General features: G+C 61.6%; 19 protein-coding genes. 8 read left to right on the forward strand and 11 right to left on the reverse strand.

Features of this window, described 5'->3' with window-relative positions; all coding sequences use genetic code 11:
• Both B0W55_RS10245 and B0W55_RS10250 read left to right on the forward strand, forming a co-directional pair.
• On the forward strand, positions 1-643 hold a 643-nt coding region (locus B0W55_RS10245; protein ID WP_139340891.1), incomplete at its 5' end, for a catalase family peroxidase.
• Positions 640-1185 carry a cytochrome b gene (locus B0W55_RS10250; protein ID WP_077045886.1) on the forward strand — a complete coding sequence of 182 codons (546 nt, stop codon included), beginning with the start codon at positions 640-642 and terminating at the stop codon, positions 1183-1185. The genes B0W55_RS10245 and B0W55_RS10250, both read left to right, overlap by 4 nt.
• 44 nt (positions 1186-1229) lie before the next feature.
• On the opposite strand, the gene B0W55_RS10255 is transcribed toward B0W55_RS10250, so the two are convergent.
• Together B0W55_RS10255 and B0W55_RS10260 are read right to left on the reverse strand one after the other, a co-directional pair.
• A complete protein-coding gene (locus tag B0W55_RS10255) occupies positions 1230-2381 on the reverse strand; it encodes a M14-type cytosolic carboxypeptidase (RefSeq protein ID WP_077045887.1) in 1152 nt (383 codons plus the stop codon).
• Positions 2382-2936: 555 nt separating this feature from the next.
• Positions 2937-3278: a DUF6124 family protein gene (locus tag B0W55_RS10260; protein WP_077045888.1), complete on the reverse strand. Its 342-nt coding sequence runs from the start codon at positions 3276-3278 to the stop codon at positions 2937-2939.
• Between the two features lie 129 nt (positions 3279-3407).
• Between B0W55_RS10260 and B0W55_RS10265 the strand changes: the two genes are divergently transcribed.
• Entirely contained in the window at positions 3408-4046 is a 639-nt protein-coding gene (locus B0W55_RS10265) for a LexA family transcriptional regulator (protein ID WP_077045889.1), read from the forward strand.
• Between the two features lie 39 nt (positions 4047-4085).
• Here B0W55_RS10265 and B0W55_RS10270 read toward each other — a convergent pair whose 3' ends face one another.
• From B0W55_RS10270 to B0W55_RS10285, 4 genes are all read right to left on the reverse strand, one after another.
• Positions 4086-6041 (reverse strand): acetyl/propionyl/methylcrotonyl-CoA carboxylase subunit alpha, encoded by a 1956-nt coding sequence (locus B0W55_RS10270; protein ID WP_077045890.1) that lies wholly within the window; start codon positions 6039-6041, stop codon positions 4086-4088.
• On the reverse strand, positions 6041-6856 hold the full coding sequence (locus B0W55_RS10275) for a gamma-carboxygeranoyl-CoA hydratase (protein WP_077045891.1): 816 nt from the start codon (positions 6854-6856) through the stop codon (positions 6041-6043). The genes B0W55_RS10270 and B0W55_RS10275 overlap by 1 nt, the downstream gene beginning before the upstream one ends.
• A gap of 132 nt (positions 6857-6988) precedes the next feature.
• Positions 6989-8596 carry a carboxyl transferase domain-containing protein gene (locus B0W55_RS10280; RefSeq protein WP_077045892.1) on the reverse strand — a complete coding sequence of 536 codons (1608 nt, stop codon included), beginning with the start codon at positions 8594-8596 and terminating at the stop codon, positions 6989-6991.
• Between the two features lie 13 nt (positions 8597-8609).
• Positions 8610-9773 carry an isovaleryl-CoA dehydrogenase gene (locus B0W55_RS10285; protein WP_077045893.1) on the reverse strand — a complete coding sequence of 388 codons (1164 nt, stop codon included), beginning with the start codon at positions 9771-9773 and terminating at the stop codon, positions 8610-8612.
• A 201-nt stretch (positions 9774-9974) separates the two neighbouring features.
• Here B0W55_RS10285 and B0W55_RS10290 point away from each other — a divergent pair, with 201 nt between their 5' ends.
• Entirely contained in the window at positions 9975-11672 is a 1698-nt protein-coding gene (locus tag B0W55_RS10290; protein ID WP_077045894.1) for an AMP-binding protein, read from the forward strand.
• A 679-nt stretch (positions 11673-12351) separates the two neighbouring features.
• Here the strand turns inward: B0W55_RS10290 and B0W55_RS10295 are convergent.
• The 3 genes from B0W55_RS10295 to B0W55_RS10305 form a co-directional block, all read right to left on the reverse strand.
• A complete protein-coding gene (locus B0W55_RS10295) occupies positions 12352-13251 on the reverse strand; it encodes a hydroxymethylglutaryl-CoA lyase (RefSeq protein WP_077045895.1) in 900 nt (299 codons plus the stop codon).
• Positions 13252-13393: 142 nt separating this feature from the next.
• A complete protein-coding gene (locus tag B0W55_RS10300; RefSeq protein ID WP_077045896.1) occupies positions 13394-13795 on the reverse strand; it encodes a MerR family DNA-binding transcriptional regulator in 402 nt (133 codons plus the stop codon).
• A gap of 182 nt (positions 13796-13977) precedes the next feature.
• Positions 13978-14907, reverse strand: a complete 930-nt coding sequence (locus B0W55_RS10305) for a LysR family transcriptional regulator (protein ID WP_077045897.1) — start codon at positions 14905-14907, stop codon at positions 13978-13980.
• Between the two features lie 164 nt (positions 14908-15071).
• Between B0W55_RS10305 and B0W55_RS10310 the strand changes: the two genes are divergently transcribed.
• Complete coding sequence (locus B0W55_RS10310; protein WP_077045898.1) at positions 15072-16301, forward strand: acyl-CoA dehydrogenase; 1230 nt, start codon at positions 15072-15074, stop codon at positions 16299-16301.
• Between the two features lie 112 nt (positions 16302-16413).
• On the opposite strand, the gene B0W55_RS10315 is transcribed toward B0W55_RS10310, so the two are convergent.
• Both B0W55_RS10315 and xthA read right to left on the reverse strand, forming a co-directional pair.
• Entirely contained in the window at positions 16414-17754 is a 1341-nt protein-coding gene (locus tag B0W55_RS10315) for a substrate-binding domain-containing protein (RefSeq protein ID WP_077045899.1), read from the reverse strand.
• Between the two features lie 191 nt (positions 17755-17945).
• Entirely contained in the window at positions 17946-18758 is an 813-nt protein-coding gene (gene xthA / locus B0W55_RS10320) for an exodeoxyribonuclease III (protein WP_077045900.1), read from the reverse strand.
• Between the two features lie 264 nt (positions 18759-19022).
• On the opposite strand from xthA, the gene B0W55_RS10325 reads away from it, so the two are divergent.
• From B0W55_RS10325 to B0W55_RS10335, 3 genes are all read left to right on the forward strand, one after another.
• Entirely contained in the window at positions 19023-19673 is a 651-nt protein-coding gene (locus tag B0W55_RS10325) for an N-acetyltransferase (RefSeq protein ID WP_077045901.1), read from the forward strand.
• Positions 19674-19738: 65 nt separating this feature from the next.
• On the forward strand, positions 19739-21466 hold the full coding sequence (locus B0W55_RS10330; RefSeq protein ID WP_077045902.1) for an autotransporter assembly complex family protein: 1728 nt from the start codon (positions 19739-19741) through the stop codon (positions 21464-21466).
• Entirely contained in the window at positions 21463-25131 is a 3669-nt protein-coding gene (locus B0W55_RS10335; protein ID WP_077045903.1) for a translocation/assembly module TamB domain-containing protein, read from the forward strand. Before B0W55_RS10330 ends, B0W55_RS10335 begins: the two co-directional genes overlap by 4 nt.
• The last annotated feature ends 257 nt before the right edge of the window (positions 25132-25388 follow it).

The raw sequence follows: 25388 nt of genomic DNA on the forward strand, positions 1-25388 counted from the left end.
CCCGGTGGCCACGCCCGAAGCGTTCTACCAGTTGCAGCAGGCCCAGTCGCCGCTGCCCTCCACCGGCAAACCGGACCCGGCTGCGGTGCCGGCGTTCTTCGGTTCGCACCCGGAAGCCGCGGCGTTCCTGGCCTGGGTCAAGACTGCCAAGCCGTCGGCCAGCTATGCGACCGAGACCTATAACAGCGTCAACGCGTTTTATCTGGTCAATGCCGCCGGGCAGCGGCAGGCCGTGCGCTGGAACATGGTGCCGGTGGCCCAGGATGCACCGGGGGCAACGGCGCCGGAGGGCACCGACTATCTGGACAAGGACCTGGTGCAGCGCATCAACGCAGGTCCGTTGCGTTGGCAGTTGCTGATCACCTTGGCCGACCCCGGTGATCCGGTGAACGACGCCACCAAGGTCTGGCCCGCAGGGCGCAAGGTGCTGAACGCCGGCACCCTGGTGCTGGAAAAGACCCAGCCGCAACTGAGCGGCGAGTGCCGCGACATCAACTATGACCCGCTGGTGTTGCCCGCCGGCATCGAAGCGTCCGACGATCCGCTGCTGGCCGCGCGTTCTGCCGGTTATTCCAATTCCTACCTGCGTCGCACCAGCGAAGTCAGCCAATTGCCCGCCGCCAAACAGGAGGCCCAGCAATGAGCACTCAACCCAACCATTTCGCTCCACTGGCGCGCCTGCTGCACTGGCTGATGGCGCTGATGATCATCGCCATGCTGTTCATCGGTGCGGGCATGGTCGCCTCGGTCTCGGAACGCCATGAATGGCTGATCCACCTGCACAAACCGTTGGGCGTGGCGATTCTGCTGCTGGCGATCGTGCGTCTGGCGGTGCGCTTTTCCACCCGGCAGCCGCCACTGCCGGCGGACCTGCCGGGCTGGCAAGTGCTGGCGGCGAAAGCGTCCCACGTAATGCTTTACGTCTTGATGTTGGTTTTGCCGCTGTTGGGCTGGGCGATGATTTCGGCGTCGGGCGAGCCGGTGATGCTCGGCAGTTCATTGCAATTGCCTTCGATCGTAGCGGCCAACGCGCAGGTGTTCGCGTTTTTGCGCAAGGCCCACGGGTACCTGGCGTATCTGCTGTTCTTGACGGTGTTGCTGCATCTGGCGGCGGCGCTGTTCCACGCCTGGGTACGCCGTGATGATGTGCTGGACAGCATGTTGAGGGGTAAGGATCGCGGCTGAGTGCCGGCCCGTGTGGGAGCGAGCGAACTCGCTCCCACAGGATTTCAACGCAGGCTATCGACCATCTCGGCCACGGTGGTCAACACATCCTTGCCCAACTGCTTGGAGCGCTTGCCCGACCAGCCAGTGACCGGGTTGGGGTGGTCGTCATGGTCCTTGAACGGCATTTCCAGGGTCAGCGACAGGCAGTCGTACTTCTGGCCGACACTGTTGCAGGCCAGGGTCATGTTGGCCTGGCCCGGCTCGTCCCGGGTGTAGCCGTACTTGGTCTGGAAGTCCTTGGTGGTTTTTTTCAGGTGGCTGCGGAACTGCTCTTCGAGTTTTTCGATGCGCGGCGTGTAGCCAGGGTTGCCTTCGCAAGCGGCGGTGAACACGTGGGGGATTTCCTCGTCACCGTGAACGTCGATGAACAGGTCGACGCCGTACTTTTCCATCTGCTGCTGAACGAAGAACACCTCCGGGCTGATTTCCGGGCTGGCGCTTTGCCAGGCGCGGTTCAGGTCCTGGCCCATGGCGTTGGTGCGCAGGTGGCCGTGGAACGCGCCATCCGGGTTCATGTTCGGCACCAGGTACAGGTCGGCGCTGGCCAGCAGTTTGTCCAGGACCGGATCGTCGTGGTGCTCCAGGCGTTCGATCACGCCTTCCATGAACCACTCGGCCATGTGTTCACCAGGGTGTTGCTGGGCAATCATCCACACCTTGCGCCGGCCTTCGGCTCCCGAGCCCTTGCGCAGCAGTTGAATGTCACGGCCTTCGACGCTCTTGCCGGTCGCCAGCAACTCGGTGCCCGCCTTGGTCAGTGCCTGCTCGATCAACCAATCGTGGCGTCCGCGGCTGTAGGGTTCGAAATAGGCGAACCAGGCGTGGGTCTGCGTGGCTTCGAGGCAGAAGCGCAGGCAGTCGCCTTCGAAGATCGTCGGCACACGAAACCAGTTGACGTGATCGTAGGAAGCCACCGCCTGATAGCCGTCCCAGGCCTTGTTGTAGGAAGACTGGCTGGCGTTGTTGAGGCGAAACCAGTGCTCCTGGCCGACGTGCAGGCCGCTGGCCTTGAAATGGAACCATTGAAAGTGTGGGCTGCGGGTATCCGGGCGGATGGCCAGCAACGGTTTGAGCGGGTCGCTGATGTCGATGACCTGGATGTTGCCGCTGTCGAAATTGGCAGAAATATCGAGGGAGGATTTAGCCACGGTCAGGTTTCCTGATTTGGATTTATGGCGGCTACTTTACACGCAAGAGAAGGGGCTGACAGCGAAGAAAAAACGTTTCACCGGTGGCTTGGCGCAGGCATTGAAAACCACGAGCACGAATGGCCGGATTTATGCAGTGAGGTGAATGAAATCAGAGGGTTAGAGCGTGGGGGCGTCCTCCTTGACGCCAACGCAGCTTAGAGACTGTGCAATTGATTCTCAAGTGCTATTTGCCATAACCGTGCCGTGTTGATAAACGGTCTTTCCTGTCGGCGAATAATCTTTTCATCACATCCGCGTCACTGATTTGCAGCACCCGAAGACTTCATGGCCTGAAGAAGTCAGCCAGAAAACTGACAAAAAAAGACCCGGCAAAAAGCCGGGTCAAAAACCGTGATTAGCCTGATGAGGAGACAGTCCAAGAGTCCGACCTAAGGTCCCTTGGCCCATCGACTGATCTCGCGATCAGTTGATGCAATAATAATCATTCTCATTTAAGAGTCAAGGGATTTAATCATTGCGAGCGGAAAATTCGTTCCGTCCTCTTCGTGCGCCTTTGCTTCAGATGCTCTGATGCCTCTCCAGGGATCGGTCTACCAACGCCTTGGCCATGTCGATCATGTGCACCGCCGAAAACGCCAGGTCCCGGGGCGTCCCCTGCAATTGGCTGGCCGATTCATAGGCCGTGGCGGCGGCACAGCGCAACAGGTCCGAGGCACGGACCAGCGCCTCCTCGTTGGTGACATTCGGGTTTACCTCAAAGAAGCGCACTTCGCCTGCTTCTTGCGCTGCGGCCGGTTTCAGGTAGTAGTCCAGCGCGCGCTGGGCGGCCGCGCAACCCTGAGGAGAGGTGAGTGACGTGTCAATTTGCATATCAGGCAAGTCGTCAAGGGAATGGGTCATGGTGATGGCAAGCTCAGTGATAGGTTCAGATCCGTGAAGCCATCCTAGTACGATCTGTATTTGTGACCATAATTTAAATACTACATTTTGTGTTTTGATGGTCGGAGCCCACCACGTATCGTGCCGCACATGGATAAATGGATTGAATTGGTCAAGGCCAAGATGAGTGAACTCAAAGTCACTCAGGAAGTGCTCGCCGAGCGCCTCGGGATGTCCCAGGGCGGCGTTGGGCACTGGCTCAACAAACGACGCGAACCGGGCATCGAGGATATGAACCGTGTGCTCAAGGCACTGGGCATGGACTTTCTCGAAGTGGCGCTGGTGATTCGCGAACCCTCGGATGCCCCGGACGAGGCAATGCCCCTGACGCAAAAGTACAACCCGTACTTTCGCTACCCGGTCAGCGATTGGCAGCAGACGACGCAAGTGCGTGATGGCGAACGGGGCCAGTACCGTTTCGAGCTGTCCGACTATCACGCCCGTGGCGCGGCGTTCTGGCTGACGGTGGCGGGGGATGCGATGACGGCGCCCAGCGGCCTTAGCATTGCCGAGGGCATGCTTATCCTTGTCGACCCGGACGTCCAGGCCGAACCCGGCAAACTGGTGATCGCCCAGTGGCCGAGCAGCCACGAGGCGATTTTTCGCAAGTTGATCGAGGAGGGCGGGGAGCGTTATCTGGTTCCGCTCAATCCGACGTACCCCAAAGCCCTGTTCACCGACGAGTGCCGAATCATCGGCGTGGTGGTGCAGGCAACCGCTAAATTCTAGTCAGATCGGCCCTCGCACAGCGCAGGGCCGATCTTCATTTCATGCCTCTTCCAGTTCCACCAACGCACTGCCTTCGCTGACCATCTCGCCTTCCTGGCAATACAGCGCCTTGATCACCCCGGCATGGGGCGCGCGGATACTGTGCTCCATCTTCATCGCTTCCAGCACCACCAGTTGCGCGCCGGCTTCGACCGTTTGCCCGGCCTCCACCAATACCCGCACGATGCTGCCGTTCATGGGCGCGGTCAGTCCGCCCTGGTGGCTGTGGCTGGCCTCGACCGCGCTGATCGGGTCGTACGGCTCGATGCGGTGCAGTTCACCTTCCCATTGCAGATACACCAGATTGCCTCGGCGAATCGCCCGATGCTGGCGGCGCACGCCGTCGTGCTCGGTCAACAGATGTTCGCCCTTGAGCTGCGCGCTGCGGATCTGGGATGCGCCCAGTGTCAGGGCGCGATCCTGGCCTTCGCAGGCCAGGTGAAGGGTGACTTGCGCCGGCAATCCGGCCCGCAAGCCATTGCCGATCGCCCATGGCGAACTGGGGTCATCACCGCGCGCCGCATCGGGCTGGCTCTGCGCAAAAGCCTGGGCGGCGGCGTGCCAGAACTCATCGCTCAGGTCCGCAGGAGCCGGCAGCAACTGTTCCTGATAGCGCGGGATGAAACCGGTATCCAGTTCCGCCGCGGCAAACGCGGGATGGGCAATGATCCGGCGCAAAAAGTTGATGTTGGTCTTCAGGCCGCCAATGGCGAACTCATCGAGCATGCTCAACAGGCGCAGACGGGCCTGTTCTCGGTCCTCACCCCAGGCAATCAGCTTGCCGAGCATCGGGTCATAGAACGGGGAAATCTCGTCGCCTTCTTCGACGCCGCTGTCCACCCGCCGACCCGCGCCCGGCGACGATTCGCGGTACAGCTCCAGGCGTCCGGTGGCCGGCAGGAAGTCGTTGCCCGGGTCTTCGGCATACAGCCGCACTTCAATCGCATGACCAACCAGCGGCACCTGATCCTGGGTCATGGGCAATGCTTCGCCACGGGCCACGCGAATCTGCCACGCCACCAGATCGAGGCCGGTGATGGCTTCGGTGACCGGGTGCTCGACCTGCAGGCGGGTGTTCATCTCCATGAAGAAGAACTCACCACGGGCGTCCAGCAAAAACTCCACGGTGCCGGCACCGACGTAGCCGATGGCCTGGGCCGAACGCACGGCGGCTTCGCCCATGGCCCGGCGCAGTTCCGGGCTCAAGCCGGGTGCTGGCGCTTCTTCGACGACCTTCTGGTGGCGACGCTGGATCGAGCAGTCACGTTCGTTGAGGTACAGGCAGTTGCCGTGCTGGTCGGCGAACACCTGGATTTCCACGTGACGGGGTTTGAGCAGGTATTTTTCCACCAGCATCCGCGAATCGCCGAAGGACGACTGGGCTTCACGCTGGGCCGAGGCCAGGGCTTCGGCCAATTGGCTGACGTCCTCCACCACCTTCATGCCCTTGCCGCCGCCGCCCGCCGTGGCCTTGAGCAGCACCGGGTAACCGATGCGTTCACAGGCGGCGCGGAAAGTGTCGAGGTCCTGAGCCTCACCGTGATAACCCGGCACCAGCGGCACGCCGGCGGTCTCCATCAGCGCTTTGGCGGCGGATTTGCTGCCCATGGCGTCGATGGCCGAGGCGGGCGGGCCGAGGAAGATCAGGCCGGCGGCTTCGATCGCGCGGGCAAACCCGGCGTTCTCCGACAAAAAGCCATAACCGGGATGGATCGCCTGGGCGCCGCTGGCCTTGGCTGCGGCGATCAGCTTGTCGATTTGCAGGTAGCTGTCGGCGGCCTTGCTGCCGCCGAGGTCGACACGGATATCCGCTTCGCGGCTGTGGCGCGCATCACGGTCGGTGGCGCTGTGCACGGCGACGGTGGTCAGGCCCAGGGCCTTGGCGGTACGCATCACGCGGCAAGCGATCTCGCCGCGGTTGGCCACCAGCAGGGTGGTGAGGACGGGGGCGCTCATCAACGCGGCTCCTTGGTGGTGATTTCGGCCTGCCAGCTCGGCGGGCGCTTTTGCAGGAAGGCCCGCAGACCTTCCTGGCCTTCGGGGCTGACGCGGATACGGGCGATGGCGTTTTCGGTGTAGCGGCGCAGGGCCGGGAGCAGCGAGCCGTCACCCACCTCACGCAGCAGGTCCTTGCTGGCGCGCATGGCGGCGGGGCTGTTGAGCAGCAGGTTGTCGATCCACTGCTCGACCTTTTGCTCAAGGTCGGCCAGCGGATAGCTCTCCGACAGCAGCCCCAGTTCCCGTGCCCGCTGGCCGCCAAAACGCTCGGCGGTCAAGGCGTAGCGGCGGGTGGCGCGTTCGCCGATGGCTTGCACCACGAACGGGCTGATCACCGCAGGCGCCAGGCCGATGCGCACTTCCGACAGGCAGAACTGCGCGTCATCGGCGCCAATGGCCATGTCGCAGCAACTGATCAGGCCCAAGGCCCCACCGAAGGCTGCGCCTTGCACCACGGCCAAGGTCGGCACTTTCAGTTTGGCCAGGTTGTACATCAACTCCGCCAGCTCCCGGGCGTCGTCGAGGTTGGTGTGGTAATCGAGCTCGGCCGACTGCTGCATCCACGCCAGATCGGCGCCAGCGCTGAAATGCTTGCCGCGACCGCGCAGCAGCAGGAAGCGTAGGCTGGCATCGCTCGACACCTGATCCAGCGCGAGGATCAGTTCGCGGATCATTTCGGCATTGAACGCGTTGTTCTTTTCTTCACGGCTGAGCCAGAGAGTCGCAAAACCCCTTGGGTCGGTCAGCAGTTCGAGGGTGTTGAAGTCGCTCATATTCGTCCGTCTCCACGGCTCTTGTGTAGGAGCGAGCTTGCTCGCGATGGGCTACAGGGCGACGCGTTTTTTCAGAAAACACGCGTTATCGTTAACGTCCATCGCGAGCAAGCTCGCTCCTACAACAAAAAATCACATCCGGAACACGCCGAAGCGGCTCGGTTCGATTGGTGCGTTCAGCGACGCGGACAAGGCCAGGGCCAGCACGTCACGGGTCTGCGCCGGGTCAATGACGCCGTCGTCCCACAAGCGAGCGCTGGAGTAATAGGGGTGGCCCTGTTCTTCGTACTGGTCGAGGATCGGTTGCTTGATCTCGGCTTCCTGCTCGGCGCTGAACCCTTGGCCACTGCGCTCGGCCTGTTCGCGCTTGACCTGCACCAGTACGCCGGCCGCCTGTTCGGCGCCCATCACGCCGATGCGCGCATTCGGCCACATCCACAGAAAGCGCGGGTCGTAGGCCCGACCGCACATGCCGTAGTTACCGGCCCCGAAACTGCCGCCAATGATCACCGTGAACTTCGGCACTTTGGCGCAGGCCACGGCCGTCACCAGTTTTGCGCCGTGCTTGGCGATGCCGCCGGCCTCGTATTTCTGGCCGACCATGAACCCGGTGATGTTCTGCAGGAACAGCAGCGGGATGCCGCGCTGGCAGGCCAGTTCGATGAAGTGCGCGCCTTTCTGCGCGGCTTCGGCGAAGAGGATGCCGTTGTTGGCGAGGATCGCGATCGGGTAACCGTGCAGGTGGGCAAAACCGCACACCAGCGTTGTCCCGAACAGCGCCTTGAATTCATCGAACACCGAACCGTCCACCAGCCGCGCGATCACTTCGCGCACGTCGAACGGTTGCTTGGCGTCGGCCGGCACCACGCCGTACAGCTCGTCGCAGCTGTAGAGCGGGGCGATTGGAGTGCGTTGCTGCACTTCGCCGAGCTTGCGCCAGTTGAGGTTGGCGATGCTGCGTCGGGCGATGGCCAGGGCATGCTCATCGCTCTCGGCGTAGTGGTCGGCGACCCCGGAAATCTTGCAGTGCACATCGGCACCGCCCAGGTCTTCGGCGCTGACCACTTCACCGGTCGCCGCTTTCACCAGCGGTGGGCCGGCGAGGAAAATCGTCGCCTGTTCGCGGACCATGATCGCTTCGTCGGCCATCGCCGGCACGTAGGCGCCACCGGCGGTGCAGGAGCCCATGACCACTGCGATTTGCGGAATGCCCAGGGCGCTCATGTTGGCCTGGTTGAAGAAGATCCGGCCGAAATGTTCACGATCCGGGAACACCTCGTCCTGACGCGGCAGGTTGGCGCCACCGGAGTCCACCAGATAGATGCACGGCAAGCGGTTCTGCTGGGCGATAGTCTGGGCGCGCAGGTGCTTTTTCACGGTCAGCGGGTAGTACGAGCCCCCTTTTACCGTGGCATCGTTGGCGACAATCATGCATTCGACGCCTTCCACCCGGCCGATTCCGGCGATCACGCCAGCGGCCGGCACGTCTTCGCCGTATACCTGGTAAGCGGCCAGTTGGCTGATTTCCAGGAACGGCGAGCCCGTATCCAGCAGGCGATTGATCCGCTCACGGGGCAGCAACTTGCCCCGCGAGGTGTGGCGTTCTTGCGCTTTCGGGCCACCACCTTGCGCGACCTGGGCGAGCAGGGTGTGCAGGGCGTCGACCTGTTCGAGCATCGCTGCGCTGTTGGTCGCGAACTCCGCCGAACGGGGGTTGAGCTGGGTGTGCAGGATAGCCATGGACAGCTCCGTCTTAGCGGGTTTCGTTGAACAGTTCGCGACCGATCAGCATGCGACGGATCTCACTGGTGCCGGCGCCGATTTCGTACAGCTTGGCGTCACGCAGCAGACGGCCGGCCGGAAATTCGTTGATGTAGCCGTTGCCACCCAGAATCTGGATCGCGTCCAGGGCCATTTGCGTGGCGCGCTCGGCGCTATAGAGGATCACGCCGGCGGCGTCCTTGCGGGTGGTTTCGCCGCGCTCGCAGGCCTGGGCGACCGCGTACAGGTAGGCGCGACTGGCGTTGAGTTGGGTGTACATGTCGGCGACCTTGCCCTGGATCAGCTGGAATTCGCCGATGCTCTGGCCGAACTGCTTGCGGTCGTGGATGTACGGCACGATCAGGTCCATGCAGGCCTGCATGATTCCGGTCGGGCCGCCGGAGAGCACGACGCGCTCGTAGTCCAGACCGCTCATCAGCACCTTCACGCCGCCGTTGAGTACGCCGAGGATGTTCTCTTCCGGCACTTCGACGTCATCGAAGAACAACTCGCAGGTGTTGGAGCCGCGCATGCCGAGTTTGTCGAACTTGTTGCTGCGGCTGAAGCCTTTCCAATCGCGCTCGACAATGAATGCGGTGATGCCGTGGGGGCCCTTTTCCAGGTCGGTCTTGGCGTAGATCACGTAGGTGTTCGCGTCCGGGCCGTTGGTGATCCAGGTCTTGCTGCCGTTGAGTACATATTTGTCGCCGCGCTTATCGGCGCGCAGCTTCATCGACACCACGTCGGAGCCAGCATTCGGTTCGCTCATGGCCAGGGCGCCGATGTGTTCGCCGCTGATCAGTTTGGGCAGGTATTTGAGTTTCTGTTCGTGGTTGCCGTTGCGGTTGATCTGATTGACGCAGAGGTTGGAGTGGGCGCCGTAGGACAGGGCGACAGAGGCCGAACCCCGGCTGATCTCTTCCATCGCCACCACATGGGCCAGGTAGCCCAGGCCAGCGCCGCCGTACTCTTCCGGCACGGTAATCCCCAGCAGGCCCATGTCGCCGAATTTGCGCCACAGATCGGCGGGAAACAGGTTGTCGATGTCGATCTGAGCGGCGCGGGGAGCGATCTCTTTGGCGACGAAGGACTGAACCTGATCGCGCAGCATGTCGATGGTTTCACCGAGGGCAAAGTTCAGGGATGGGTAGCTCATGGGTCACCTTTTGGCTTTTTGTAGGACGGGGAGGACAGCGAATTACCTCTCACCTTTACGTTAACGTAAGCCTGTGACGAATGGCTGTCAATCACCCTTTACGTTAACGTCAACTTGAGCGACAGTAGGACCGTTCCTACAGACAAGCACCCAGAGTGGGGGCCGCTGTTACACCCATTAATAAAGACAATAGGGGTCGTCATGGATCAACCCAGTGCAAACCCGCAGCGCAGCTACACCCGTGGTTCTCAGGATAAAGCCCTGTTGGCGATGACCATCGGACAGGCGTTCGATCACACGGTGGTGCAGCACCCCGACGGCGAGGCGCTGGTCGTGCGCCATCAACGGTTGCGCTACACCTGGCGGCAACTTGCGCAGGAAGCGGATATTCATGCCCGGGCGCTGCTGGCGTTGGGCCTGCAGACTGGCGACCGCCTCGGAATCTGGGCACCGAACTGCGCTCAGTGGTGCATCACGCAGATCGCCACGGCGAAAATCGGCGTGATCCTGGTCAACATCAACCCGGCCTACCGCAGTTCCGAGCTGGAATATGTGTTGAAGCAGTCCGGCTGCCAATGGCTGGTGTGCGCCGGCGCCTTCAAGTCATCCAACTACCACGCCATGCTGCAAGGTCTGGTGCCGGAGCTGGCAGAGCAATCGATCGGCCAGTTGCAGAGCGAACGCCTGCCGGATCTGCGTGGTGTGATCAGCCTGGATGCGCAACCGCCGAGCGGTTTTTTGCCATGGTCGCAGTTGACCGATCTGGCCGGCGGCGTATCGACGGAGCGCCTGCGCGAGTGCCAGGACAGCCTGCATTTCGATCAGGCGGTGAACATCCAGTACACCTCCGGCACCACCGGTTTCCCCAAGGGCGCGACCCTCAGTCACTACAACATTCTCAACAACGGTTACATGGTCGGCGAAAGCCTTGGCCTGACCGCCGCCGATCGCCTGGTGATCCCGGTGCCGCTGTATCACTGCTTCGGCATGGTCATGGGCAACCTGGGGTGCATCACCCATGGCAGCACCATGATCTACCCCAACGATGCCTTCGATCCACTGCTGACCCTGAGCACCGTCGCCGAAGAAAAGGCCACCGCCCTGTACGGCGTGCCGACCATGTTCATCGCCATGCTCGATCAGCCGCAACGGGCCGAGTTCGACCTGTCGAGCCTGCGCACCGGAATTATGGCGGGCGCGACCTGCCCGATCGAGGTGATGCGCCGGGTCATCAGTGAAATGCACATGAGTGAAGTGCAGATTGCCTACGGCATGACCGAAACCAGTCCGGTGTCGTTGCAGACCGGTCCGTCCGACGATTTGGAGCTGCGCGTCACCACCGTCGGCCGCACCCAGCCGCAACTGGAAAGCAAGATCATCGACGAGGCGGGCAACCTGGTACCGCGTGGCACCATCGGTGAGCTGTGCACCCGTGGTTACAGCGTGATGCTCGGCTACTGGAACAACCCGCAAGGTACCGCCGAGGCCATCGACCAGGCGGGCTGGATGCACACCGGTGACCTGGCGAGCATGAATGACGAGGGTTATGTGTGCATTGCCGGGCGTAACAAGGACATGATCATCCGTGGCGGCGAGAACATTTATCCGCGGGAGCTGGAGGAGTTCTTCTTCACCCACCCGGCCGTGGCCGACGTGCAGGTGATCGGCATTCCCTGCTCGCGCTATGGCGAGGAGATCGTTGCCTGGATCAAATTCCACCCCGGTCACAGTGCGACCGAGCAGGAGCTGCAGGCCTGGTGCAAGGAGCGCATCGCGCACTTCAAAACGCCGCGTTACTTCAAGTTCGTGGACGAGTTCCCGATGACCGTGACCGGCAAGATCCAGAAATTCCGCATGCGCGAGATCAGTGTCGAAGAATTGCGCAGCCAGCAGGGCTGACCCCAAACCCTGTGGGAGCGGGCTTGCTCGCGAATGCGCAGTGTCAGTCAATGAATAAGGGGACTGATACGCCGCCTTCGCGAGCAAGCTCGCTCCTACAAGGAGGGTAAAAAGCTGAACGCCAGACAGCACAAAGGGGAGCCGAAGCTCCCCTTTAATTTTCGTTGCGCGTGCTCTTTTTTTATTATTGAGGGTCGGTCTGTTTTTGTTTTTGGCAACCGTTGCCCTTTACCGCTGTTTTTGGCGATCCCCATCCGGGATCAAGAGCAAACGTATTTTTTTGAGCGCTGATCTACTTTTTCGCTTAAGCGATCCAACCAGTTCGGGAGCTACCTGAAGGTAGTTTTATTGTTCTCTGCCCGGTTGCGGGTCACTCCGAAAAGCACCCTGAAAAGCACATCTTCTCCAAAAAAATCTGTTAGCTGCGTCTCTGCCGTGTTGTTTTTGTTATGTCAGAGTCGTTACGTCTTGTTTTTATTAGGTGTGTCGCGTTTTTTTATTCTTGTTATGCCATAGAGATAGCAGAAGGCGTGCCAACTTTTAAAAATCCTTTAAAATCAATGATTTAATTCTTTTGGGGTTTTTTGCCTCAGGCAAACCCTGACAATTTGTTTCCGTGTTACTCGCTTTTCCCCACATTCCGGATGGGGCGGTAACACCCGGACACACCCGCGCGCACTCACTGCGCGCTACGGGCCTTGGCCACACGGGAACCGGTAGGACGGCCAAGCACCGCGCTGATTTGTTGACCGGCCAGGATCAGCGCATCCAGGTCGATACCGGTTTCGATACCCAGGCCGTTGAGCAGGTAAACCACGTCTTCGGTGGCGACGTTACCGCTGGCGCCCTTGGCGTAGGGGCAGCCACCGAGGCCGGCAATCGAGCTGTCGAACACCGAGATGCCTTCGAGCAGGCTGGCGTAGATGTTGGCCATGGCCTGGCCGTAGGTGTCGTGGAAATGCCCGGCAAGTTTTTCTCGCGGCACATCGGCCGAGACCACCTCGAACATCCGACGGGTTGCACCGGCGGTACCGGTGCCGATGGTGTCGCCCAGAGAGACCTCATAGCAGCCCATGGCGTAGAGTTCGCGGGCGACAAGGGCCACCTGTTCCGGCGCGACATGACCTTCATAAGGGCAGCCCAGCACACAGGACACGTAACCGCGCACGGTCACGCCGTGTTGCCTGGCCGCTTCCATGATCGGCACGAAGCGCGCCAGGCTTTCGCTGATCGAGCAATTGATGTTGCGCTGGGAAAAGGCTTCGGACGCGGCGGCGAACACCGCGACTTCCTTGACCCCGGCCGCGAGGGCGTCTTCAAAGCCACGCAGGTTGGGCGCCAGCGCGCCATAGGTCACACCCGGTTTGCGCTGGATCTGCGCGAAAACCTCGGCTGACCCTGCCATCTGCGGCACCCATTTGGGCGAAACGAAACTGCCGACTTCTATATAGCCAAGGCCTGCGGCCGTCAGCGCATCGACCAGTTGCACCTTGTCGGCGACGCTGATGGGTTGGGCTTCGTTTTGCAGGCCGTCGCGGGGACCGACTTCGACAAGGCGTACGTGTGTAGGCAGGGGCATGGAGTTCACCAGAGTAATGGGTGAGCGATGATCAATTGTGGGAGCGGGCTTGCTCGCGAATGCGGTGGATCAGTCGACATCCATCTTGGATGTACAGTCGCCTTCGCGAGCAAGCCCGCTCCCACAGGGGATGAGTGTTGACCTATTGAACGGTTTGCTGGCTCTTGAGGGTCTGTTCCAGCGCCTGTACGCAGCGCTCTTCGGCCGTGTCGAGTTCCAGTTTCATTTGTTCGATGTCCAGCATCTGCTGTTCCAGCTGTTGCCGACGCTCGCTGATTTTCGCCAGCATGCTGTTCAGTTGCTTGGTGTTACCGCTGGACGGGTCGTAAAGCTCTATCAGCTCACGGCATTCGGCCAGGGAAAAGCCGATGCGCTTGCCCCGCAGGATTAGTTTCAGGCTGACCTTGTCCCGGGGTGAATAGATGCGTTCCTGGCCACGGCGCTCGGGGCTGAGCAGGCCTTGTTCCTCATAGAAGCGAATGGCCCGGGTGGTAATGTCGAGCTCGCGGGCGAGGTCGGAGATGCTGTAGGTCTGGCTGCTCATGGAAGCGCTCGCAAAAGGTCATGGCGCTAAGCTAATGGCAGGTTGACGTTTACGTCAAGGGGCGGGTTCTGCGGTGTGATCACTGGCCTCTTCGCGAGCAAGCCCGCTCCCACCGTTAACCGCAACGCGGTCGAATGTGGGAGCGGGCTTGCTCGCGAAGAACGATAACGCGGATCAACGCCCTACACCTTCTCGAGCTTCTTCTCATGCGCCGTCACCTGCTGGCACAACTCGATCATCTGCTCACGCATCCAGCGATTGGCCGGGTCCTGATCGGTGCTTTCGTGCCAGTAGAGGTGGGTTTCCACCGGCGGCACGTCGTTGACCGGCAGGCTGAAGGCGTGCAGATCGTTGCGGCGGGCGAAGCGCTCCGGCACGGTCATGACCATGTCGGTCTGCTGCAGTACTTGCGAGGCCATCAGGTAATGCTGTGAGCGCAGGGCGATCTTGCGCTGGATGCCCATCTTGCCCAAAGCCAGATCGACATGGCCCAAACCACTGCGGCGGCTGGAAATATGGATGTGGGTCAGGCCCAGGTAATCATCGAGGGTCAATTTCTCTTTGGTCGCCAGCGGATGCCCCTTGCGCATGGCGCACACGTAACGGTCCTCCATCAACTTGACGTGGCGCACCTGCGGGTCGGTGTTGAGCGGCGCGTCCACGGCAAAATCCAGCCGTCCGGCCGCCAGTTCCTTGGTGGTCTCTCGTCGCTTGGACAGGAAACTTTCGATGATCACAGTCGGCGCCAGGCGACGCAGGCGCTGGAACAGCGGCGGCAGGATCACCGCTTCGGTGAGGTCGGTCATGCTGATGCGATAGGTCTTGACGGCCTGCAGCGGGTTGAAAATTCGGCTTTCCTGTACCGATACCCGCAGCAGCGACAAAGCGTTGCGCACCGGACCGATGATGTTCTGGGCCATGGGCGTGGGCACCATGCCCTGGGCGGTACGCACGAATAATGGATCGTTGAAGGTTTCGCGCAGACGGGCCAGAGCGTTGGACACCGCCGGTTGAGTAATGCCGACAATCTGCCCGGCGCGGGTCAGGTTGGCTTCGGTGTAGATCGCGTCGAAGACGATGAAAAGGTTGAGGTCGACCTTGCTCAGATTCATTACGCGGCTCTCTTATTGTGTTGGCGGACTGACCGTGACGATCAGCCGATCATATATCGGTGATGAATGTTAATACACGCCGAGAATAGGCTAGGTAAATTTTCGTAGCTGTTCTAGCATCGATTGCATGATCTAAACAACCTCCCCCAAGAAGGTATCCGCTCATGGATTTCGCTTATTCGCCCAAGGTGCAAGAACTGCGTGAGCGCGTGACCGCGTTCATGGACACCTACGTTTACCCTGCCGAAGCCGTGTTCGAGCGCCAGGTCGCCGAGGGCGATCGCTGGCAGCCGACGGCGATCATGGAAGAACTCAAACTCAAGGCCAAGGCTGAAGGCCTGTGGAATTTGTTTCTGCCTGAGTCGGAGCTCGGCGCTGGCCTGACCAACCTCGAATACGCGCCTTTGGCGGAAATCATGGGCCGCTCGCTGCTGGGCCCCGAGCCGTTCAACTGCTCGGCGCCGGACACCGGCAACATGGAAGTACTGGTGCGCTACGCCAACGAAGAACAGAAACAGCGCTGGCTCGAACCGCTGTTGCGCGGCGAGATCCGCTCGGCGTTCGCCATGACCGAACCCGACGTGGCGTCCTCCGATGCCACCAACATGGCCGCCCGTGCAGTGCGCGACGGCGACCAGTGGGTGATCAACGGCAAGAAGTGGTGGACCTCCGGCGCCTGTGACCCGCGCTGCAAAATCCTGATTTTCATGGGCCTGAGCAACCCCGACGCGCCGCGTCACGCCCAGCACTCGATGATCCTGGTGCCGGTCGATACCCCCGGGGTGAAGATCGTGCGCCCGCTGCCGGTGTTCGGTTATGACGATGCGCCACACGGCCATGCTGAAGTGCTGTTCGAAAACGTACGCGTGCCTTACGAAAACGTCCTGCTGGGCGAAGGACGCGGCTTCGAGATCGCTCAAGGGCGCCTCGGCCCGGGCCGGATTCACCACTGCATGCGCTCGATCGGCATGGCCGAACGCGCCCTGGAATTGATGTGCAAGCGCTCGGTGAACCGCACGGCGTTCGGCAAGCCCCTGGCACGCCTGGGCGGCAACATCGACAAGATCGCCGACTCGCGGATGGAAATCGACATGGCGCGCCTGCTGACCTTGAAGGCGGCGTACATGATGGACACCGTCGGCAACAAAGTGGCCAAGAGCGAAATCGCGCAGATCAAGGTAGTGGCGCCGAACGTGGCCCTGCGAGTGATCGACCGGGCGATCCAGATTCATGGCGGGGCAGGGGTGTCGAACGACTTCCCGCTGGCCTACATGTACGCGATGCAGCGCACCCTGCGTCTGGCTGACGGCCCGGACGAAGTGCACCGCGCGGCGATCGGCAAGTTTGAAATCGGCAAGTACGTGCCAAAAGAAATGATGCGTAGCGGGCAGTAGTACCGCGTTATCGTTCTTCGCGGGCAAGCCTCGCTCCTGCAGGTCCGGGTGATCCGTAGGAGTGAGGCTCGGCCGCGAAGGCGTTGACCCATTCAGCGCATCAACATCAGACTCAGTACACCCAAACCTCAACCCGCCGATTCCTGATCCGCCCTTCATCCTCGCTGTTGGCCGCCACCGGCATCTCAGCGCCAAACCCGCGCACCTCACGCAACACCACGCCGCTTTTCACCAGCTCCCGCCGTACCGCCATGACCCGCAGCTTGGACAACAGGTCCGCACGCGCCGGGTCGCTCTTGGCATCGCCAAAGCCTACCAGGGTGACCTGCCGATCGTTCTTATCATGCTGCTTTATATAGTCGAGTACCCGTGACAGGTCCTGGCGGGCCTTGTTGTCCAGGCTCGCACTGCCTTCTTCGAAGCGAAAATTCACCGACAGGCGCTGGGCGTGCCGGCTCAAGCCCTGATAGCCCTCAGGCATCAGTGCATTCGGTGTGACGGCCATGGCCTGCACGGTCTGGGCGATGAAGCCGTTGGCGGCCACAATCGCCTGGCCCTGACTGCTCTGGGCGAACGTTACCAGGGCCTTGGCCCATGGATTGTTCCCGGTCGGCGGTAGGTAAAAGAACAGGCGGCGGGACAAGGGATAGTCTTCGGTGGCGATCAGGCTGCCCTGCGGCAACATGGCCTGGGATTGACCGTCGACAATCGCCACCGCTTTGGCCTGACGCACGTAGGGCAGACCGATGAAGCCGATGCCTTGCGGGTCCAGGCTGATAGCGTCGGACAATTGCTCGCTCGATTCGAAGCGTTTCGCGGCGCTGCTCAGGGTTTTGCCGTGCCCGCTGAGGACCAGTTCCTTGAAGGTGTCGTAGGTGCCGGACTGATCATCGCGCGCATATAGATGAATCGGCCCGCCGCGACCACCGACGTCTTCCCAGGTCCTGGCTTCGCCGCTGAAAATCCGCGCCAGTTGTACGGTGTCGAGTTGGTTGAGGGGATTGTGCGGATGCAGGATGATCGCCAGGCCATCGATGGCGATGACCTGCTCGGCGCCGGGGCTTTTCAGGTCGCCCAGTGCCTGCAGGCCTGTCAGTTCATGGTCCTTGATGGGACGGGAGGAGGCGGCCAGATCGGCGTCGCCGGTTTTCAGTGCACTGAAACCGGTGCTGGAACCATGGGCCGCCAGCTCCACCTCGACCCGGCGTCCCTCGGTTGTTTCACCGACGATGCGCAGTTCGTTGGCGGTATCCGGGGTCTCGGTGTGCACGTTGGCCAACCCTTGCTGGCGCATCAGGCCCTCGACCAACGCCGGTCCTAATGCCGCCCCGATGGTGTTGGAACCATGGATGCGCAACGCCGGGCCCTGTTCGGGCGTCGGCAACCCGCTGGCCGAAGCCGTCAGCGGCAGCCAGTAGCAGAGCATCAACAGGAACAACACGCGCAGCATCATGCCGGCACCTTATATAGCCAAAGGAGGTGTCGGGAGATTAAGTCAGTAAGGTTTCCAAAATATGACACTTTCCCCCTGTGGGAGCGGGCTTGCTCGCGAAGGCGGCGTGTCAGTCAGCATTGTCGTCGGCTGACACACTGCCTTCGCGAGCAAGCCCGCTCCCACAAGGGGGCAATGTGGTGAGGCTGAGATCAGCTCAATTCAAGCCAGATCGGCGCATGATCCGAGGGTTTTTCCATGCCACGCAGTTCGTAGTCCACACCGGCGTCCTTGACCCGCGGCAACAAGCCATGGGACGTCAGGATCAGGTCGATGCGCAGGCCACGCTTGGGCTCGTCTTCAAAGCCGCGGCTGCGGTAGTCGAACCAGCTGAAGCGATCGGTCACCTCCGGGTTGAGATGGCGAAAGCTGTCCACCAGGCCCCAGTTTTTCAGGCGGGCCATCCACTCGCGTTCTTCCGGCAGGAAGCTGCACTTGCCGGTCTTCAACCAGCGCTTGATGTTGTCCGGGCCGATACCGATGTCGCAGTCTTGCGGGGAAATGTTCACGTCGCCCATGACCACCAGCGCCTGATCGTTCTGGAACTGGCTTTCCAGCAGTTGCTGCAAGTCGCTGTAGAAGCGTTCCTTGGCCGGGAATTTGGTCGGGTGGTCGCGGCTTTCGCCCTGTGGGAAATAGCCGTTCATGATGGTGACCGGCACGCCGTTGGCATCAGCGAAGGTGCCCCAGATGAAGCGTCGCTGGGCGTCTTCTTCGTCGGTGGCGAAGCCTTTGTGCAGGGCAATCGGTTCCTGGCGCGAGAGCAGGGCCACGCCGTAATGGCCTTTTTGCCCGTGGAAATACACGTGGTAGCCCAGCGCCCTGACTTCATCGAGCGGGAACTGGTCGTCGTGGACCTTGGTTTCCTGCAAGCCGATCACGTCCGGCTGGTGCTTTTCGATCAGCGCCGCCAGCTGATGGGGACGGGCGCGCAGCCCGTTGATGTTGAAGGAGACGATCTTCATGGTCGGCAGTCCTGGCAAAAGGGCGATGCTAGCTGACCAGCAGGATTGCGGCCAGTGCCGGGTTGAGAGGATTGGCCGTGCCAGGCAGATATTCATGGCCTGTTCTGGCCTCTTCGCGAGCAAGCCCGCTCCCACTTCGGATTTGTGCACGACGCCCACAACCGTTGAGTCTGGTCTATACCTGTGGGGGAACTGTGATGCCACCCAGAGGTTCGTACCAACAAGAGCGCAGCCACTCGAGCCGCGCCGGGGAGATCTACCGTCATGCCCGAAACTTCCACCGCGATCGCCGATATCCACATGCTCGACAGCGGCTATTCCCGCGAAGCGCGTTCTCTGTTGTACCAGGCCTATCGGCACGAGCCGACCTACGGCTACCTGTTCGAATCAGAACGCCCAGGCTATGAACAACGGGTACGCGCCACCGTGAGGGAATTGGTCAAGCAGCACTTTCTGCAGGATTTGCCGGCCATCGGCCTGCTGGTCAACGATCGGCTGATCGGCATAGCGCTCATTGCGCCGCCGCAACGTCGGCTGGGCATCACCGAAAGTTGGGCCTGGCGCCTGCGCATGGTGCTCAGCACGGGTTTTCGCTGCACCCGTCGCTACCTCGAATATCACGATGCCGTCGCGGCCTGCGCGCCATCGGACTCTGTGCACGTCCTGCCGTTGCTGGGGGTTCACCCGCAATTCCAGGGCAAACACTTCGGCGAACAACTGCTGCAAGCGGTGCATAACTGGTGCGCAGTGGATGAAAACTCTCAGGGGGTGATGCTCGACACCGGCAATCCGCGCTATCTGGAGTTCTACAAACGCCAGGGTTACGAGGAAATTGGTGAGGTGGCTGTAGGACCTGTCCGAGAGCACGTTTTTTTCCATCCCAATCCACAGGTCCTACAAACAGCAACCGCTTAAATGACGAACTTTCCGGACGGGTCCGGCTCTATCACCCTCTTTAGCTCGTGATAGCATCCGCGCCTATGAAGTTTCCAGGAAGAATTACCAGTGGCGTGCTCATGCTGATCAGCAGTTGCACGGCACTGGCCCAAAGTGAATTGGATGTGCGGATCGACCCGTCCAACGATGCACTCAAAGCCAATATAGAGGGCTATATCGGCAGTCTCGGCGATCGTGACGAAGAAGCCTTGCTGCGCTTCAGTCGTGGCGCCGAGGAACAGGCGCGCAAGGCTGCCCAGGCCCTTGGCTACTATCAGCCGCAGATCGACAGCAAGGTGACGGGGGGCAAGACACCGCACCTGATCCTCAACATCGAGCCTGGCGAGCCGGTGCATTTGCGCAACGTCACTATCCGCGTCGACGGTCCGGCGGCCGCCCTCAAATCCTTTCGTGTGCCCAAGAGCCATGCGCTGCAAACCGGCGCCGTGCTTAACCATGGTCAATATGAAGACGCCAAGCGCCTGATCCAGAACCAGGCCTCGCGCTTCGGCTTTTTCAGCGGTCACTTCACGAGCTCGAAACTGTCGGTGGACCCGCGGGCAGGTGTCGCCGATATTGAACTGGTCTACGACAGCGGCCCGCGTTATGCCATGGGCAAGGTCAGTTTCGAAGGCGACACGCCGTTCGACGAAGACTTGCTGCAACGCATGGTGCCGTTCAAGGCCGGCGCACCCTACGACTCCGAGCTGATCGCCGAACTCAACCAGGCGCTGCAATCGAGCGGTTACTTCGAGAACGTGCGAGTCGATGCCGCCCCCACGGCTTCGAAGAACAATGTGATCCCGGTGGACGTCCAGCTGGAGACCCGCAAGCCGCGGACCATGGGCCTGGGGCTGGGATACTCCACCGACGTGGGCCCACGGATCAAAGCCAACTGGACCCGGCACTGGGTCAACCCGCAAGGGCACAGCTATGGCTGGGAAACCGAAATCTCGGCGCCACGGCAAAACGTCGGGGTGTTCTACGACATCCCGCTGGACCCGCCACTGACCGACAAATTGCGTTTCGCCGGCGGCTACCAGAATGAGGAAATCGCCGACAAGGACAGCCTCAGCAAGCTGCTGACCCTCGGCCCGGAGTGGCACAGCAAACTGCCCAGCGGTTGGGAGCGGGTGGTATCGCTCAAGTGGCAGCGGGAGGAATACCGGCTTGGTGACGATTCCGGACTCAGTACCTTGTTGATGCCCGGCGTGAGCTATTCCTACCTCAAGAGCGACAATCGGATCGACCCGCATAACGGTTATCGCCTGGCGTTCGAAACCCGGGTGGCCAAGGAAGGCCTGGGCTCGGACAACAACCTGGTATACGGCACGGCGCTGGTCAAAGGGCTGACCACGGTGTTCGACAAGCACCGCTTCCTGGGGCGGGTGCAGGTCGGCGGCAGCGCCACCAACGGCTATAAATCGATACCGCCGTCGCTGCGCTTCTTCGCCGGGGGCGACCAGAGCGTGCGTGGCTACGACTATCAGAGCCTGTCGCCGAAAAACAACCAGGGTGACCACATCGGCGGCCGCTACATGATCACTGGCACCGCCGAGTATCAATATTCCGTGGCTGACAAATGGCGGATCGCGACGTTCGTCGACCAGGGCAATGCCTTCAACAACCTCGAACTGCCGAGCCTCAAGACCGGGGTCGGTATCGGCGTGCGCTGGGTGTCACCGGTAGGGCCGATCCGCCTCGACCTGGCCCATGCGCTGGACGACGATGGCGGTATCCGCTTGCACTTTTCCATGGGGCCTGAGCTGTGAAGCGTGGTGTGAAAATAACGCTGCTGGCGATTGTGGCGCTGCTGTCGCTGATCGTCCTGAGTCTGGCCACGGTGCTGGGGACGGCCAGCGGCAGTCGCTGGGCACTGGGTTTTGTGCCCGGTTTGCACCTGGACAATTTCCAGGGTCGCCTGGGCGGGCAGTGGAGCGCCGACCATGTGCTGTGGCAGCAGGGCAGCAGCCGGGTGGAACTGGACAAGGTGATCTTCGCCTGGTCGCCGGTGTGCCTGACGCGCATGACCCTGTGCATCGACCAACTGAAGGCCGATCAGGTCAGCCTGCAATTGCCGCCCGGCACGGATGAAGACAGCAGCGGGCCGCTCAGCCTCCCGGACTTGCAGTTGCCCCTGGCGCTGGAGCTGGGGGATGTGCAGGTCGGCAGCCTGCTGTTCAACGGCAGTGAAGCACTCAGGGGGCTGCAACTGGCGGCACACTGGACCCGGACCGGGATGCAGATCGACTCGGTGAAACTGCAACGGGACGACCTGAGCCTGAATCTGTCCGGCCACCTGCAACCCGGTGGCAACTGGCCGCTCAGCGCCGAAGGGCAATTGATCCTGACCACGCCCGCCCCCTGGACCTTGGCGCTGAAAGTCGATGGCGACCTGCTCAAGACCCTGAACCTCAAAGCCGACAGCCGCGGCTACCTGAACGGGCAACTGACCGGCGAACTGCAGCCGCTGGTTGAAAACCTGCCGGCCAAGGTGCGTATCAGCGCAGACGGCTTCAAGCCCGACGCCGATCTGCCGGATACCCTGCAACTCAATCAACTTGAACTGACGGGCGACGGTGACCTTAAAAACGGCTATCAGTTGACGGGGCACGCGACGCTGCCCGCCGAACAAGGCCCGGTGGCGCTGGCGCTGCAGGGCAAGGTCGACGCCAACGGCGCGCAGATCGCCGCCCTGGACCTGACCGCCAGCGACACGCAACACCTCAAGCTCACCGGGGTGCTGGACTGGAGCAAAGGATTGACTGCCGAGGCGAAGGTCGCCTGGCTGGATTTCCCCTGGCACCGTCTCTACCCGCTGATCGACGAACCCGAAGTGGCCCTGCGCACCTTCAACGGCGAAGTGTCCTACACCGACGGCAAATACCTCGGTCATTTCGATGCCGCACTGGATGGCCCGGCCGGGGCGTTCAGCCTGACCAGCCCCTTTGCCGGCGACCTGACGAAAATCTACCTGCAACAAATTCAACTGACCGCTGGCCAGGGCAAGGCCGAAGGGCACCTGAACCTGCAATTCGCCGATGGCATCGCCTGGGACACGGCGCTGGACCTGTCGGCGATCAACCCGGCGTATTGGGTCGCGCAGCTGCCGGGTACCCTTGCCGGGCCGCTGCGCAGCAAAGGTGAGATGAAGAATGACAAGCTCAGTCTGAACGCCGATCTGGACTTGAAGGGCAAGCTGCGTGGCCAACCGGCCGTTCTGCAAGCCAAGGCCGATGGCGGCGGCGAGCAGTGGAATCTCAATGCGCTGCAAATCCGCCTGGGTGACAACAGCATCAGCGGCAAGGGCAGCCTGCAACAGAAACTGGCCGGGCAGATCGACATCAAATTGCCGCGCCTGGCCCAGCTCTGGCCGCAACTGCGCGGCCAGATCAACGGCCGGGTGGACGTCGCCGGCACGCTCAAGGCGCCCCAGGGCAAGCTCGACCTGCAAGGTGCGCAACTGGCGTTCGCCGACAATCGCCTGCAAAGCCTGAACCTGGACGCCACCCTCGACAGCGCGCAACGGGCGAAGATCGAACTCAAGGGCAGCGGCATCCAGACCGGTGATACCTCCATCGGCACCTTGACCGCCAGCGGTCAGGGCGACATCAAGAACCAGAAGCTCAACCTTGACTTGCAAGGACCGAAGCTGAAACTGGCCCTGGGCTTCGATGGCGCGCTGGACAAAGACAACTGGCGCGGCCGCTTGGCCAGCGGCGATATCCAGGCCGGTGGCCAGGACTGGAAGCTGCAAGGCCCGGCAAAACTGGAGCGACTGGCAGACGGCAAAATCAACTTCGGCGCCCATTGCTGGATGTCCGGCGCGGCCAGCCTGTGCGGTGAAGATCAGCGCCTGATGCCCGAACCCAAGCTGCGCTATCACCTCAAGCAGTTCCCGATCGACAGCCTGGCCCAGTGGCTGCCCAAGGATTTCGCCTGGCAGGGTCGCCTCAACGCAGACGTGCAACTGGACGTGCCGGCCAGCGGCCCGAACGGTCAGATCAGCATCGATGCCAGCGGCGGTACCCTACGGGTCAAGGACAAGGACCAGTGGCTGGACTTCCCGTACCAGACCCTGAACCTCACCAGCAAACTCACGCCCAAGCGTATCGACACGACGTTGAACTTCGTTGGCGGCAAGCTCGGTGAGCTGATGGTGCAGGCGCAGATCAACCCGCTGCCCAAAGACAAACCCATGACCGGCTCCTTCCGCTTGAGTGGCCTGGACCTGTCGGTGGCGCGCCCGTTCGTGCCCATGGTCGAGAAGCTGACCGGGCGCTTGAACGGCAGCGGCAGCATCGGCGGTACCCTGCTGGCGCCGCAGGTCAATGGCAACGTGCTGCTCAGCGATGGCCAAGTGTCCGGCCCTGAATTGCCGCTGGAAATTCAGGCCTTGCAACTGCGGGCGGTGATCGCCGGCGAAACCGTGCAGCTCAACGGTGACTGGAAAAGCGGCAAGGCCGGGCAGGGCACGCTCAGCGGCAACGTCGCCTGGGGGCAGGCGCTGGTGGTGGACCTGGCGCTCAAGGGCTCGCAGTTGCCGGTGACCGTCGAGCCCTACGCCAAGCTCGAAGTGGCGCCGGACCTGAAGATTTCGATCAAGGACGACAAACTGGCGGTGGCCGGCAAGGTGCTGGTGCCCCGTGGCGAGATCACGGTCCGTGAATTACCGCCGTCGACGGTCAAGGTCTCCGATGACACGGTGATCGTCGGCCAGCAGACCGAGGAGGGCAAACCGCCGATGGCCACGCTGATGGACATCGAGGTGGTGGTGGGCGATGACAAACTGAGTTTTGCCGGCTTCGGCCTGACGGCGAACCTCAAGGGGCATGTGCACATTGGCGACAACCTCGATACCCGGGGTGAGCTCTGGCTCAACGACGGGCGCTACCGTGCCTATGGCCAGCGCCTGACCGTGCGCCGGGCGCGCCTGCTGTTCGCCGGCCCCATCGATCAGCCGTACCTGGATATCGAAGCCATTCGCCAGACCGACGACGTGATCGCTGGTATTCGCCTGAGCGGTAGCGCCGAGCAGCCGACCACGCAGATATTCTCGGAACCTGCCATGAGCCAGGAGCAGGCGCTGTCCTACCTGGTGCTGGGGCGTCCGCTGAGCACCAACGGCGAGGACAACAACATGCTTGCCCAGGCAGCGCTGGGGTTGGGCCTGATGGGCAGTTCCGGCGTGACCGGCAGCCTGGCGAAGAACCTGGGCATCGAGGATTTCCAGCTCGACACCCAGGGCAGCGGCAACGCCACCAGCGTGGTCGCCAGCGGCAACCTCTCCGAGAAGCTCAGCCTGCGTTACGGCGTGGGCGTGTTCGAACCGGCCAACACCATTGCCTTGCGCTACAAGCTGAGCAAAAAGGTCTACCTCGAAGCCGCCGGCGGCGTGGCCAGTTCGCTGGATATCTTCTACAAGCGCGATTTCTAACCCTCACGATCCCCTGTGTGAGGGAATTTATCCCCGCTGGTCCGCGCAGCGGCCCCAGACCCTGCAACTTCATATCTCCTGAAACCCTGCAAACGGCTGCTTCGCAGCCGGACGGGAGCGAGCTCCCTCGCCACGGGATTGGGGCAATCCCGATGCCTTTGGTCAACTAATTACAAAGCATCCTAACTATTACGTTGACATTCGCTGCCTAGGCAGTAACATCTGGTCATACATTCACTGCCTAGGCAGCTAACGGG

Origin of the sequence: Pseudomonas sp. KK4, from assembly GCF_001984065.1 — a bacterium.
Classification (GTDB): domain Bacteria; phylum Pseudomonadota; class Gammaproteobacteria; order Pseudomonadales; family Pseudomonadaceae; genus Aquipseudomonas.